The organism is Puia sp., assembly GCF_035546395.1.
In the GTDB taxonomy this organism is placed as follows: Bacteria; Bacteroidota; Bacteroidia; order Chitinophagales; family Chitinophagaceae; genus Puia.
Genome location: NZ_DASZXR010000001.1, coordinates 1 through 13,062 on the forward strand (window position 1 = coordinate 1; position 13,062 = coordinate 13,062).

General features: G+C 50.2%; 16 protein-coding genes. 4 read left to right on the plus strand and 12 right to left on the minus strand.

The window, feature by feature from the left end; genetic code table 11:
• Positions 1–1,149: IS21 family transposase (istA, locus tag VHE34_RS00005; protein ID WP_325583247.1), on the plus strand; the 1,149-nt coding region annotated here is incomplete at its 5' end.
• A 253-nt stretch (positions 1,150–1,402) separates the two neighbouring features.
• Here istA and VHE34_RS00010 read toward each other — a convergent pair.
• The 3 genes from VHE34_RS00010 to VHE34_RS00020 all read right to left on the minus strand — a co-directional run bounded on the left by VHE34_RS00010 (position 1,403) and on the right by VHE34_RS00020 (position 2,918).
• Positions 1,403–1,840 (minus strand): hypothetical protein, encoded by a 438-nt coding sequence (locus VHE34_RS00010; protein ID WP_325583249.1) that lies wholly within the window; start codon positions 1,838–1,840, stop codon positions 1,403–1,405.
• An 86-nt stretch (positions 1,841–1,926) separates the two neighbouring features.
• Positions 1,927–2,454 carry a hypothetical protein gene (locus VHE34_RS00015; protein ID WP_325583251.1) on the minus strand — a complete coding sequence of 176 codons (528 nt, stop codon included), beginning with the start codon at positions 2,452–2,454 and terminating at the stop codon, positions 1,927–1,929.
• On the minus strand, positions 2,451–2,918 hold the full coding sequence (locus VHE34_RS00020) for a hypothetical protein (protein WP_325583253.1): 468 nt from the start codon (positions 2,916–2,918) through the stop codon (positions 2,451–2,453). The genes VHE34_RS00015 and VHE34_RS00020 overlap by 4 nt, the downstream gene beginning before the upstream one ends.
• A gap of 440 nt (positions 2,919–3,358) precedes the next feature.
• On the opposite strand from VHE34_RS00020, the gene VHE34_RS00025 reads away from it, so the two are divergent.
• Positions 3,359–3,571, plus strand: a complete 213-nt coding sequence (locus VHE34_RS00025; RefSeq protein WP_325583255.1) for a hypothetical protein — start codon at positions 3,359–3,361, stop codon at positions 3,569–3,571.
• Positions 3,572–3,637: 66 nt separating this feature from the next.
• Here the strand turns inward: VHE34_RS00025 and VHE34_RS00030 are convergent, their stop codons facing one another.
• The 9 genes from VHE34_RS00030 to VHE34_RS00070 form a co-directional block, all read right to left on the minus strand.
• Positions 3,638–4,516, minus strand: a complete 879-nt coding sequence (locus VHE34_RS00030) for a hypothetical protein (protein ID WP_325583257.1) — start codon at positions 4,514–4,516, stop codon at positions 3,638–3,640.
• Entirely contained in the window at positions 4,497–5,813 is a 1,317-nt protein-coding gene (gene nrfD, locus VHE34_RS00035; protein ID WP_325583259.1) for an NrfD/PsrC family molybdoenzyme membrane anchor subunit, read from the minus strand. The genes VHE34_RS00030 and nrfD overlap by 20 nt, the downstream gene beginning before the upstream one ends.
• A 9-nt stretch (positions 5,814–5,822) precedes the next feature.
• Complete coding sequence (locus tag VHE34_RS00040) at positions 5,823–6,758, minus strand: 4Fe-4S dicluster domain-containing protein (RefSeq protein WP_325583261.1); 936 nt, start codon at positions 6,756–6,758, stop codon at positions 5,823–5,825.
• Between the two features lie 29 nt (positions 6,759–6,787).
• Positions 6,788–7,069 (minus strand): hypothetical protein, encoded by a 282-nt coding sequence (locus VHE34_RS00045; protein WP_325583263.1) that lies wholly within the window; start codon positions 7,067–7,069, stop codon positions 6,788–6,790.
• Positions 7,070–7,223: 154 nt separating this feature from the next.
• Entirely contained in the window at positions 7,224–7,640 is a 417-nt protein-coding gene (locus tag VHE34_RS00050; RefSeq protein WP_325583265.1) for a c-type cytochrome, read from the minus strand.
• Positions 7,641–7,652: 12 nt separating this feature from the next.
• Positions 7,653–8,186, minus strand: coding sequence for a hypothetical protein (locus tag VHE34_RS00055; protein ID WP_325583267.1), 534 nt, complete (start codon positions 8,184–8,186; stop codon positions 7,653–7,655).
• Entirely contained in the window at positions 8,174–9,154 is a 981-nt protein-coding gene (locus tag VHE34_RS00060) for a DUF5777 family beta-barrel protein (protein ID WP_325583269.1), read from the minus strand. Before VHE34_RS00060 ends, VHE34_RS00055 begins: the two co-directional genes overlap by 13 nt.
• Before the next feature lie 23 nt (positions 9,155–9,177).
• Positions 9,178–9,564: a hypothetical protein gene (locus VHE34_RS00065; RefSeq protein WP_325583271.1), complete on the minus strand. Its 387-nt coding sequence runs from the start codon at positions 9,562–9,564 to the stop codon at positions 9,178–9,180.
• 21 nt (positions 9,565–9,585) lie between these two features.
• A complete protein-coding gene (locus tag VHE34_RS00070; protein ID WP_325583273.1) occupies positions 9,586–10,383 on the minus strand; it encodes a hypothetical protein in 798 nt (265 codons plus the stop codon).
• Positions 10,384–11,473: 1,090 nt separating this feature from the next.
• Between VHE34_RS00070 and VHE34_RS00075 the strand changes: the two genes are divergently transcribed.
• Positions 11,474–12,226 carry a PIG-L deacetylase family protein gene (locus tag VHE34_RS00075; RefSeq protein ID WP_325583275.1) on the plus strand — a complete coding sequence of 251 codons (753 nt, stop codon included), beginning with the start codon at positions 11,474–11,476 and terminating at the stop codon, positions 12,224–12,226.
• 65 nt (positions 12,227–12,291) lie between these two features.
• Positions 12,292–12,999, plus strand: coding sequence for a potassium channel family protein (locus tag VHE34_RS00080; RefSeq protein WP_325583277.1), 708 nt, complete (start codon positions 12,292–12,294; stop codon positions 12,997–12,999).
• The last annotated feature ends 63 nt before the right edge of the window (positions 13,000–13,062 follow it).

Consider the following 13,062-nt stretch of genomic DNA (forward strand, 5'->3'; position numbering starts at 1 on the left):
CATCTCGAACACAAGGCGGCAGAGACGATCATGATCGACTTTGCCGGCAAGAAGCTGCGTTATACGGACCTTGCCAGTGGAGAGGTGGTGGAATGCCAGGTCTTTATCGCGGTGCTGCCACACAGCGGCCTGATCTTCTGCATGGCGGTACCCAGCCAGCGGACGGCCGATCTCGCCGATTGCCTGAACGCCATGTTACTTTACTACGGCGGAGTTACACTGATCATCCTGTGTGACAACCTAAGAACAGCCGTGACCCGGCCGGATAAGTACGAGCCGTTGTTCACCGATATGTGCTACCAGCTCAGTGAACATTATGGGACGACCTTCAGCGCCACGAGGCCGGCCAAACCACGGGATAAGGCCATGGTGGAGCGTAGTGTCAACATCGTTTACAACCATATTTACGGACCGCTTCGCAACCAGGTCTTCCACTCCCTGAAGGAGCTCAATGCCGGCATTGCCGCTTGCCTGGAAAAGCTGAACAACAGGCGCTACAAAGGCTCTTCCTATAGCCGGCGACAGTTGTTTGACAACCAGGAACGGCCGCTGCTCCGGCCGCTTCCTTCCTCCCCCTTTACTCTTAAGAGAGCCATCCAGGCCACGGTACAGCGCAATTACCATATCCAGCTCTCCGAGGATCATCGGTACTATAGTGTCCCGTATGGATACGTCGGTAAAAAGGTGAAGGTCTTATATGACAATAAGACCTTGGAAGTTTATTACGATCATACCTGCATAGCGCTGCATCACCGCAGTTCCCTTACCAGCGCCTATATCACCCACCCCGATCACATGCCCTCCAATCATCGGTATGCGCTTCAGGCGGGCGGCTTTACAAAGGAAGAGTTACTGACCAGAGCAGGCCGGGTAGGACCACAGACCGCGCTGGCCGTCGAGCATATGTTTTCGGGGAGCATTTACCCGGAACAAAACTATAAAGCCTGCCATGGCCTGTTGATGCTGCAAAAGACCTACGGTCCTGCACGCCTCGAGAACGCTTGTGCCCGGGCCCTGACGGGCTCCCGGATCAACTACACCCTGATTAAAAATATCCTTCGCTCAGGGCTGGATAAACAACTGCCGCTACCGGTCGCAACCCCTTTACCCCAACACGACAACATCCGGGGAGCCGCAGCCTACCAATAAGTCATTTTTTGTAAACCCATATATGCATATGAACACAACAATAGCAATTGTTTCCGGAGTTGGTATTCTCCAACTCGATTCTCCCAGGATTATTTACTAAGATGGAGATGGTGTAGAAGGTGGTGGCGGCGGCGGTGGTGGGGGGACAGGTATTTGTGGTGCCTGTTGTGGTGCACTCGGAAAATAGTTTGGATGCCCCTTTTTCTCATAGTCTCCGTCATCCCGTTTGGGTGGAAGGTTGATCGGTTTTTGTTCAGATAGCATTTTGATAGATATTTATGGAACAAAAGGTAACAATAAGAATAATTGCAAGCAAGGAAAAAAATACACTTACTCTGTTCCACCAGATAATCCTCTTGTTATATTTTAACGATCGCTTTTCCAATATCTCGCGGTCTTGCGGCCTTTTGTCAATGTCTTGCAAAAGCTTTAAGGTGTGCTCAGCTGTAATCATATGCCCAAGCATATTAATAATAAGACTTGCTGTAAGCAGTCCCCAGGCGATTATCAGCAGGCTGATTAAACAAGCGTCCTGCAGATGAACGACATTGCTAATAAACGATACCGAAACCGCCAACGTTCCGGCTGTCAACGTAGTCAAGGCTTTATCGTGAGAATCATCACTCTTGTTTTTGTTGCCCAAAAGCGATTCCCGGATCGATTTTACAAGCTCTTCTTCCTTTACGTTCATTTTCCAAATTACAACTTTAAAGCCTATCTGCAAATACATTCCGGACGTATTCCGGCGCTACGATAATTCATTCATGGATGTTGATATTATAAACGAACCGAAATTCCCCCGGTCACATATTTCATTTCCTTTTTCCTCATTGCCGCTTTATTGAAAATCATCGCTGCTTCCCGGTCTTTTTCAATAACTCTAAACCAGTATTCAGCTGGGATGGAATTATTTGAGTGCAATTCGAGCCGAATGGGTATATATTCAGGAGGTGTACGCCGCTGATTGATCAACTGGCTAAGCAAGGTTTCATCGATGCCTATTTGTTCGGCAAATCCACGTCGCTTCACCTCCAAAAGATCTATATATAATTTCAGGAAATAACCAAAGGAAAACTCGCTATTGGGCTTTTCCGCCCTAAAGTAATCTTCCATCCGGAATTTTAACCCCATCAATCTACCGGTCAGCTTTTCCGCATCCGTCATCTTTTCCCGAGCCTTCTGCCTGGCTTCAGCCAACTGCAGATCGGCGGCCTTTTGTTGCTTCGCGGAAAGTTTTACGGGAAAGACCAAGGATTCAGCCAGATCTTTGGGGGAATGTTCCTGCAGTAATTTTTTATAACTCATGGTAAGTACTTTTTAATTATTGCTTGCAATCTGGCGCCTTCCAGGAACAACTGTGGCCCGCCGTCCATCATGCCGTATTTGCTTTTATAATGAGCCCTTAGTTCGGTTTTTGGCAGGAGAGATATACACGCTTGGTCGAAATACTTGCTTATGGCTGTTCTGCCTGCGAAGGCGATGAGACTCCCTGCAATACCGTCATATTTTTTGCCTTTTCCCTGGTTGTCACGGGATACGCAAAGAAGATGAATTTGCATCCGATACTCCCTCGGAAATTCCGTCAGTGCCAATAGTCCCAATATCTCCGATTCGCCTTGCAAAGTCAGTTTAAACAAGTCTGCAGTACCTTTTTCCTTTTTCCAGTCAAAGAAGTACCTCTTTTTGGTGATTTGTTTAAAGTCTGTATCCTCAAGGGGAGAAATGGACGCCGTCAGCTTTCTACCAGTTGCCACCTCGATTATTGCCATTGGCTAAATTACAAAAAACTTGGCATAAAATGTAAAGCTTTTTACAAATGCAATGGTGTCGTTTGTATCAATTTGATATATTTGCAGGGTAATCGCTCTTTCGGTGATCGGTACAAGCCCGTTCATTTGGGTTAGAGGGGGAAATGAGGGGGGATAGAAAATGTGGATTAATAAGCTTTTGAAAACAAATAAGTTATCTCGCGGGTATGAAACTCCCAGCGGGATCACGATAAGCGTTCTTCGGAACGCTTTTTTATTTTAGCTGCTTCTCATTTTCAGCGCGTTGTTAAATCTTCAATCAATCGGATACAAACGGGTACCATCCATTTCGGTACCTATTCTGGCACCATTGTTCATCAGGGAATGGAAGGTCAAAAGTTTCGGAAATATCTATACGGTCCTTTTCGACAAAAAAACAATACCTGTTCTGCTCCGACTATGTGACCAACTATATCACTCCAAAGGGTTCCGATATCCTGGTGTTCGAAGCGGGAGGAAAGCCGATCGCCCGCTTTGGCCGCAGCTGCAATTACGACGGCCCCGTCTGCAGGTATCATTGCCTGATACCGGACAGCGATGGCAACCTTTATGTGGGCGAAATTCTGACAAACCGGCTGCAAAAATTCCGGCCACTGCCCATGTCCCCCCAATAAGCCCTTATTTGCGGGGATGAGGCTACCCTTAGCACCGGGACTAGCCCCGTCCCGAGACGGAATTCGTTATCCCATTTTACCCAGCCTCTTAATTCTGACAAGATTGACCACGAGATAGATCAAAATGCTCCAAACGCAGAGGATGATCGAGCCGGACATGAGCAGTAGCCAGACCGGCGCCCTGTTCCCGGTTGCATATAGCGTCCTTTTGCCAAAGGTATCTTCGGTTGCAAATTTTTTCCCCCATGGCACAGTCATCTCCTGCAGCAGGTTCCCGTAGCTGTCGTTGTCGTCCACTTTTGCCACGATAACGATATTCCCATTTACATCGCCAGCGAGACTGTCCCGCTTAAACTCGGCGGTGACACGACCGGTGGAGTCGGTGCTATAGGTCGGCGTCTGGTTCACATTCAGATAGGCGTCCAGCCGCTTTATCGCGATAGCGACGTCGACGCCCTTTACGGGCACCCATCCCGAATCCTTCCATTCGAGAAGGGTGGCCACGATCTTCCGGTCGCCCGATGTATCGATAACCATCTTTGCCCTGGAAACGGTCAGGTCCGCGCTTGCGGAATCGTATTTTTTATCGCCGGCGAATGTGGCCAGGAACGTTTTTTTCGGATTCTGGCCCCATTCCTGATGCAATGCCGGGGGAATATAGGCAAACGCCTCCCCCTTGTCGTCCGTCATTACTTCCTTTATCAGGCTGCCCGCGGATTCGCTGCCCAGATAGATCTTCAACGCTTCGCCGCCTACGGGCCTGAACCGTCCTTCTATTTTTGCCTTTGTCTTTACCACCACATAAGGGACCTTGTCGTCGATGGAAAAATAGCTTAACCCGATGCTCAAAGCGCTCTTTTCCGCGGCTTGTGAGAAGGCGCTATGCGCGTTCATGGAAGAAAAAACGACTAGCAATCCGGCAAACCTAATGATCGGCAGTTTCATGTTGTTCAGTTAAGGTTTCATGAATGGGAATAACGGGAAAAATCCTGGCCAGGATGGTGATGACCAGCACAGCTCCCGCCAACGAACCAAAAGCAATCGCCCACTCTTCCCAACTCGGAAAATAATGGTGATAGCCAGCCGGGACGTTGTACATCGGGAGAAAGGGGTTCAGCATCGTGGGGGTCACGATCAGATAGCGCTTCAGCCACGCTCCCACGATGACCATAATGCCGACGATAAAGACCGGCAACGGCTTTCTCCCTTTCCTGAACAGCAGGATGACGACGGGCAATATCATTCCCGTCAGGATGGCAAACCAAAAGACCCCCGCAAAGTTACCCGTGAACAGATCCGTCAAATAACCCGACTCCGACCGCTTCATTTTGAAGACGGGGGTCAGGAATTCGTTGATGTTGAAATACAGATAGATCAGCGACAGCAATACGACGATCTTCCCCATCTTATCGAAATGGTCCTCCGTTATATATTTCTCCAGGTGATAGACCTTTCTGAAAATGTACATCGCGACTCCCACCGCCCCGCTGCCGACGAGGAATGCGCCAGCGATAAAATAGGCGCCGAAATTGGTGCTGTCCCAGCCGGGCCGGTAGGTAGTGGCAAACAACCAGGAAGTCACGGTATGGATGGAAAAGGCCACCGGGATGATGGTAATGCAAAGTATGCTGATGGCCTTTTCATTTAGTCTCGCCTGCCCGTCCGTACCCTTCCAGAAGGAGCCCAGGAAACGGTAAAATCGCTGCAAGCCTTTGGCCGGCGCGTTCTTGACCCCGAGCAGGATCTTCAGGTCGGGAAGAAGAGGATAATACAGCAGCAGGAGACTGATGAAAAAATATGTCGTGATGACGATGACATCCCAGATGATCGGCGACTGGATCCGGCCATGAAGGAACAAATTATAAAACCTGTCCGGCCTTCCCATGTCCACTACGATGATGATTGCCGCAAAAATGATGGCCGCCACCGCGATCATCTCTGCGATCCTTGTCAGCGGCATACTCCATTTGACATTCAACAACCTGAATACGGCAGTTATCAGGGAGCCCACGAGGCTAATGGCAACGAAGAATACAAAATTTGAGATATAAATTCCCCAGGATGCGTAATCCCTCATGGCCGTCACGACCAGCCCATATTGCAACTGGCGATAGTAGGCGTACAGACCTACCAGGCAGAACACGATGAGTATTCCCACAAAGAGCTTACCTTTTCTGCCGAATTTCTGTGGGAGCAGGTCGCGGATGATCCTTTCTTCGGCCGCAGAATTGAGATTTTCCATTGTACCCGATTAAGATGATGATTTTTGGGTGCTGTCGTCCTCCAGTCCCGATTTGAAAGGAAAATTCCTGTCAGCGGGGGGTAAATAATAGACGCTGGGTTTCGTTCCCAGATCCTCCATCAGCCGGTATCCCGCCTTGTCCTTTATAAGATCGCTGAACCGGAACGTCTCTGAACCATTCGTGACGGAGTCTTCATTCATATCCCCGAAAAAGAAAGTGCCGTTCGGGCATGCCGAAACGCAATGCGGCAGTTCCCCCTTCCTGGTCATGTCGGGGCAAAAATCACATTTGCCGACGGTCCCCTTTTTTTGCGGAACGCTGCTTTCACAGGAATACGGTTTGGCGGCGACCTCGGCCGGGATATCCGGCGCCGACCAGTTAAAGACCCTTGTGGAATAGGGACAGGCCGCCATGCAGAAACGACAGCCGATACACCGGTCGCTGTCGATCAGCACGATCCCATCCTCCCTTTTGAAGGTGGCGTCTACGGGACAGACTTTGACACAGGGCGGCTCGTCGCAGTGCATACAGGTGGTAGGCTCCCAGTATGGGGCCGTGTGCTCCGCATCCTGCATGGGATAGACCTTGATCCAGTTCTGCCCGGGGTTGATATGATGCATATGATTGCAGGCCTCCTGGCATTTCCTCAGGTTCTTGCACCGGGAAAGGTCGATCACCATCACGAATTTCTTCCCTTTCATGCCAACCCTCGCCTCGTCGTTGGACACTGACGGCAGGTTGGGGACCGGCTTGAGGAATGCCTGATCCACCTCGATCACCTCACCGTCGACGGACAAGAGTTTCACCATTTTCCCGGACGCAACTGCATGCTCGTCCGCGCCGGCTTCAAAGGGAGTCTTCTTGGAAGAACATCCGACTGCCGCGCCTGCGGCCAGCAGACCGGTCAACAGGAATTCTCTCCTGGAATTGTTTTCTTGATTCATGGCAGTATTTTTTTAAACTGAAAGGGTTCTCATCTTTTTACCCAGCGCTTCAACTCTTCGTCACTCACTTTCTTCCCACCCGAAGCCAGCAGCGCCTTATCGATCTCCACCAGACGGCCGTCCTGGGTAAGCATCTTCACCGTCTCGCCTTTGTTGCCGGGAGCGCAATCCACTCCATTTCTTCCCTGCCTCCCCGGGACCTTTATCGCCCTGGAGAAGAGGGCAAGTATGGATAAGAGACCGACACCGAGTACCAGTTTCCTTCGCCCGGACGAAGTTTTTTGTATCGCCTCCCTTGTATTGTTTACCATGGTTTCCTATTTATGCCGGACCTAAAAGTACTCTCCTGCAAAAAGCCGCCGGATGACTACGATCAGTGCCCGGAATGATAAAAACGCGAACGATGAACGGAAAGGAAAGCCCCCCGAGGGCAGGGCTCTTCCCGTTTACTGTTTTTTTCCAGCTTCATTTCCTGAACGTACGCACAAAGACAACGAGGTTCCAGATATCTTCCTGGTCGGGAATCTTCTTTTTGAAGCTGGGCATATCCTCCCGCCCTTCCGATATCTTATAGAACAGGGAACCGTCCGTCTGTGCCTGGACATCGGGTTTGGTGAAATCACCCGGTTCCGTCTTCAATTGGGGAGCCTTGCTCCCATCGCCCAAGCCCTTGGCGCCGTGGCAGGACTTACAATGGGTATTCCATAGCTCTTTACCCGCCGCAATCGATGCGGCATCGGACGCGACCGGGTTCTTCTTGTCTTTATAAGCATCGGGAACCGGCCAGGGTTTCTTAGGCTGAAGCGGCACGAATGCGGAAATGACGTTTGACGTCAGAAATCCGACAATGATCATCAAGGGAAAGAACAGGTTTTTTTTCATTTTTGAGGCATTTTATTGATGTTTAAAATAGAACCCTAAAACCGTATCGATATTCGGCATATCCGCGAGCACCGGATCCTTCGTTCCATCAAAAAGAAAGAGGCCGCAGATATCGTTTTTGTCATTCAGGTCTATGTATATCCTGCTTTTATCCGCCTTTTCAAACAGCAGATACCGGGCCCGGAATGTGTCGATGACGCGCACCCCCGGCCAGTGCTTTTGCAAGACCAGCCGGGAATACTCCATCTGATAATGACAGTCATGTGTCAACATCGCAAAGACATCCTTTTTGTTCACCGCCCGTATCTTATCCATTTGTACGGAATCGGGACTATAGAACACCGCAGAAGGGCCGGTTATGCGAAGGGTATCGTTGTAAGTGGAAGGCGGTTTTTTTATTATCGCCGGTTTCGGTCCGCCGCCTTTTTCTTCCGGCCGCACCTCTCTCGCAACCGGGCCGGAACAGGAAGAGATGCAAAGGAACAAGCCGGCCGTTCCCAGCAGGGAAAGGCGCAAGGCTTCGAGGTTTTTCCTTAAAAATTCCACAACCTCGTAATATTAAACCCGATGACGAATTGCCCACCCGGCACTTTCGTGCCCCCGGTCTCGGTGTATCCAAACGGGTTGTTGGAGTTATACAGGCTGTTCTGCTGGGGATTCAACAAGCTGTAATTGCCCGCAAACAACTGGAAGGCGTGACCGCTGGTATTGAATTCGAACCCGAATGCAATATTGGGATGCGGATTGTTCGTAGGAAAGCGGGTCAGCGGCTGGTCGTAATCGACGATAAAGCAGGTTTTCTCGGTCAGGCGGTATCTCGCGGACACGGAAGCCGTAAAGAGATCGAATTTTTCTTCCTTGAAAACGATGTTGACGACCGTATCATGCGAGGTGTAGTAGCCGGGCACCGAATTTTGATGCGATATGCTGGCGGCCACCTGTACAGAAAACCGGTTGGTAACCTTTCTGGCGATGATCACCTGGTTGAAAAAAGACCAGCGTTGGGTATTATAAGTAAACAAAGTATGGCCGGGATCCCGTACGGACTTATAGGCCATATTGCCGTAGTAGGTGACGCTTACGGGATACAATCCCTTCGTTTGCCTGATGATGGCATACTTGGCGCTCCCATCCCAGAGCATACTGGCCTTGGAAAGTCCGAAACCCAGCTGCAGGTTGTTGATCGGCACATAACTGAACCCGAGCCGGATATTGGAGGCGCCATAGATCCCCCACAGATCTTTATACCCGTTTTGCACGGTCCCGAACCGGTGCTGGATATCCGCCTCGAAGGTTCCCTTGACGGGCACCATGACCGTTTGATTGTCGATGATCCAATTGCTCTGAAAGGTATTCTTTTCCGGTTTTTTCCTGACCGGCGCCTCCTTTTTCTTCGCGCCGGAAGCGCTGTCATCCTGCCCGGAGGCCGAAAGATTCAGCAAAAGCAGCAATAGCGGCAGACAGACGCCGGCTTTCAGCAGTCCGAACGGCGCTTGATTGAGAATATTTTTCATTTGAAGAATATTTTTAATGTCGATTAATTGTTCGGCGCTCCGTTTCGGATCCAGTCATAGATCTTCTGCCGGTCGGTGGCGGAAGGAATATGCACCTCCATATCCCCGTTTATCTCTACATAAAGCGTGCTCTTGGTCGGGACGATGGTATTGACAAACCCGCCGGTAAGCTGTTGGTAGGAAACATCCGGGGTCAGGTAGGGCATCTGTGAGCCTGCTACGTGACAACCGGACAAAGCGCAATTGGTGCTGAATATCGGCTGGAGATCTTTGCTGAAACTTACGAATTGCGGGGGTTGGGTAGCCGTAACAGGAGGAAGGATCACATCCTTGTAGCAACCGGTCATCGACACGCCAAACGCGCATACCGCGCAAAGCACCAATCCGGTATATACGAATGATTTTTTCATAACAAATTGTTTTTCGCCCTGTTACTTATTGTTGAAGTTCATGTTGCACTGAACGCTGATGAGATCGGATATTTCGGCCGTCGTGATCCCGAATGACCGGCAATTGAACTTGAAATTCAGCTGCAGGCCGAAGACATCGTATGCCGAAGCCGTTCCAGCCCCGACGGTGGATCGTTTGCTATAGGAGAGCGTGCCATTGATGGTGGTGTCGTGCGATGCGGAAAGCCCACCCTTCCAGGTCATCACCATGGTTACGATGTACCCCGAGCTGGCCGGATCCAGCGTAACCTGGGTGGTCCGCAGAATGGCAATATTGGAATCGATCAGATTTTGTGTCGAAGCGATGATCTTCGGAGCGCTTACATAGCCCAGATAACATCCGCCGTCCCTTCCCGGCTCCCCTGTGTTGGAGGTGTTCATCTGGACATATCCATTGAAATAGGTTTTCGTAGGGTCATTTTCATAAAAGGCCCAGGATGTATCCGGCAATGGCTGACCGGTGGTTGAATAGGTCTTTTTAGCCGCAGCAGAGATACTGCTGATGCCGAACATGTTGAACCTTCCCGTCAGGAGGCCCGCCTCACCGAGATAGTTGCCCGACCATAATACACTGGAGTGTACCTGGTCGAATTTCCATTGGGTCGTATCCCCAACGGTGAGCGTTCCTGGCAGGAAGACCCCATTGCCACGGGTAATGGTAGCCGTACCGGTAGACTGGGTGGGGAGGAGCATCTCCTTGTGCGTGCACCCGGCAATGTACCCGTAGGTGCTGATAATAGCCAGTATGACTACGAATAATTTTGAACTGAGCTGTTTCATAAACAGGTTTTTGATGTAGTAAATAAGAAAATTTCAAGAAGACGTATAAAGCTATCCGCGACTAGTAACTGCTTGAATGACTCTGATCAAACGATACGATGATATTGGTCACATCCCTAGCGGCGGGACGGCCTGTTCCACCGGCCAAGGACAAAATGACAAAATGCGACAAATAGAAAGGCTCCGATGGCAAGGACAAGGCTAACGCCATACATTTGCATATCATTCCATATCCGGCCCCCATCCTTGTCGGATCCAGAAAGTTGCTGAAGCAAATCTTTGGATATCAAGGAAAAGAAAACCAAACTATGCCAAAAAGAAAGGGCCGGCCTTTTGACAAGGGCCGGTGTCCAAAAGAAGATCGCCGAGACTCCCCATACCGTTAGAAACAGGGTCCAGGGAGACAGTGAAAGAGCCCCGCCAAAACGATCCAGGTGTAAATTCCTGAGTTGAAGCCCCAGGTAGAGCGCCCCCAAAAGACCGTATGCAACAGGCCAAAGCGACAACAGCCTGTCCCCTGCTGCGTGCTTTACAGTCCGTTGCGGCATAAATGATCGAAAGACGGCATACATCATGGGATAGCCGGAGAAAAAGGCTATTGCTTCAAACCGATGGAGGCTTTCAAGGAATCCGTTTGCCATAGCCCGTGATTGAGTATTCCCGAGTGAACTATTGAATGAATTTAGCCGGGGCGACCTGGATCCGATATGATTATTATCAGTCAATCTCAGGACTTTGATCAACCCCGGAACGTATACTTTTTTTTAATTTATTTCAATCGAGTTACCTTGAATCGCGTTACAAAAAGCAAGTGCCTGAGGCGGTACTATTCATTTTGGCTTTGGAAGACACGGATGTTCCCAAGGCGGGAACGACATTCATACCTTATGATTTTATAAACCAATGGCCTTGGATTGCTTTTCAAATTTGAAAGCGCCGTAAATCTGAAAATAATCGGTTCGAACTCCATACCATCTCGTTCACGAACAAGATCGAAGCCTTCAAGTCAATGGATTTGAAGGCTTTTTGTTTTTGCGCGGCGCCCCATCGCACATTGCCAATCGGAAGTTTTCTTGTATCTTATAGTGCAATGAATACCAGGAGAGATTTTATTAAGATGGCTTCAGCAGGTTTAGGAGCCATCCATTTGCCTGACATCCTGCGGCCCGAAACCCCAGGTCCATTCGCCAGGAAGAAGATCGTTTGCGTAGGCGCCCACCCCGACGATCCGGAGAGCGGCTGCGGCGGGACATTGGCCAAACTGTCGGCGCTGGGACATGAAGTCACCATCGTCTACTTGACTACAGGCGAGGCAGGGATCAACGGCGCCAGTCATGAGGAGGCCGCGCGGATAAGACGGCAGGAAGCCATCAACGCCTGCCAGGTGCTCAACTGCAAGCCGGTATTTGCCGGCCAGATCGACGGCGATACCATAGTGAGCAATGCGACCTTACAACATCTTCAGGAACTGATCGGCCTGGAAAACCCGGACTTCGTATTTTGCCATTGGCCGGTCGATTCGCATAAGGACCATCAGTGTGCCAGCCTGCTCACGATCCAGGCCTGGGTCCGGGCGCCCCAAAGATTTATGTTATACTTTTTTGAAGTTTGTTCCGGCGAACAAACTATGGGGTTTCATCCGACCGACTTCGTAGACATTACCGACACCCAGGAACAAAAAAGAAAAGCCGTCTATTGCCACACCAGCCAGGACCCGGCAGGCATCTACGCATGCGGCCATGCCGCAATGGAGGATTTCCGAGGGCGGGAACTGGGCGTGAAGGCGGCCGAAGGTTTCGTGATGATGACGGGTAAAGGGCGGGGAATACCCGGCTTTTTTTAGTTCCTTTGTATTAAAATTGATCCTTGGCGATCCGGCTATGATCCATAGGATTCACCCCCCAATCGATGACCGAACCCAACACCAAACCATCTTTTTTCCGCAAACTTTTCTTCGGCCGTCCCGAAGACAATCTCCGGTCCGCGTATTCGGTGATCCGGCGCCAGCGGCTGAACCTGTACAAGGTCTGGAACAATGAAACACACAACGACATAGGTCTGGAAAAGATTCTCCGCCTCTTCCTGCTCGTCCAGCAGTTCCTTTATCCGGGCATCTATATCCGAAATCACTTCGGCAGGCAGGGTTCGACGTATAAAAAGCTGGCCATCGAATTGTATGTGCTCTTGAAACTCGTCTTTCCCCTCGTGTCCTTGTTTTCGGGATGGTATACGAATATCTTCATCCAGGCAATAACGGGCTATTTGTTATCGGAAACGATCTTTTATGTCGCGACCCTTTTCTTTGCCGCCGAAATTTTCGACGAACCCCGTTCATCCAAGCGGTCGATCCTGCTCCTGTTCCTGAACTATATCGAGATCTCCTTTGATTTTGCCGTCATTTACGGCGGGCTGGGTCTCCTGCAGGGAACGGCTCACTCCCGGCTTGACTTCGTCTATTTCAGCTTTATGACCTCTTCGACGATCGGTTTTGGAGACATCTATCCCACGACCGCCCTGGGGAAATACGTGGTCACCCTTCATTCGATGATATTCCTCTTCTTCATCGTACTGTTCCTGAACTTTTTCACCAGGGTCGACACCAGGCATCATAAATGACGGCGATCGGCGATAGAGCACCGTTCCCTGTCGCAATTAGCCCCAAAAATGTCTGAATCTGCC

Coding starts and splice junctions, on each gene's coding strand:
- VHE34_RS00010 (WP_325583249.1), bottom strand. CDS start 1,840: ATGAACGTAAAGGAAGAAGAGCTTGTAAAATCGATCCGGGAATCGCTT.
- VHE34_RS00015 (WP_325583251.1), bottom strand. CDS start 2,454: ATGAGTTATAAAAAATTACTGCAGGAACATTCCCCCAAAGATCTGGCT.
- VHE34_RS00020 (WP_325583253.1), bottom strand. CDS start 2,918: ATGGCAATAATCGAGGTGGCAACTGGTAGAAAGCTGACGGCGTCCATT.
- VHE34_RS00030 (WP_325583257.1), bottom strand. CDS start 4,516: ATGAAACTGCCGATCATTAGGTTTGCCGGATTGCTAGTCGTTTTTTCT.
- nrfD (WP_325583259.1), bottom strand. CDS start 5,813: ATGGAAAATCTCAATTCTGCGGCCGAAGAAAGGATCATCCGCGACCTG.
- VHE34_RS00040 (WP_325583261.1), bottom strand. CDS start 6,758: ATGAATCAAGAAAACAATTCCAGGAGAGAATTCCTGTTGACCGGTCTG.
- VHE34_RS00045 (WP_325583263.1), bottom strand. CDS start 7,069: ATGGTAAACAATACAAGGGAGGCGATACAAAAAACTTCGTCCGGGCGA.
- VHE34_RS00050 (WP_325583265.1), bottom strand. CDS start 7,640: ATGAAAAAAAACCTGTTCTTTCCCTTGATGATCATTGTCGGATTTCTG.
- VHE34_RS00060 (WP_325583269.1), bottom strand. CDS start 9,154: ATGAAAAATATTCTCAATCAAGCGCCGTTCGGACTGCTGAAAGCCGGC.
- VHE34_RS00065 (WP_325583271.1), bottom strand. CDS start 9,564: ATGAAAAAATCATTCGTATATACCGGATTGGTGCTTTGCGCGGTATGC.
- VHE34_RS00070 (WP_325583273.1), bottom strand. CDS start 10,383: ATGAAACAGCTCAGTTCAAAATTATTCGTAGTCATACTGGCTATTATC.
- VHE34_RS00075 (WP_325583275.1), top strand. CDS start 11,474: ATGAATACCAGGAGAGATTTTATTAAGATGGCTTCAGCAGGTTTAGGA.
- VHE34_RS00080 (WP_325583277.1), top strand. CDS start 12,292: ATGACCGAACCCAACACCAAACCATCTTTTTTCCGCAAACTTTTCTTC.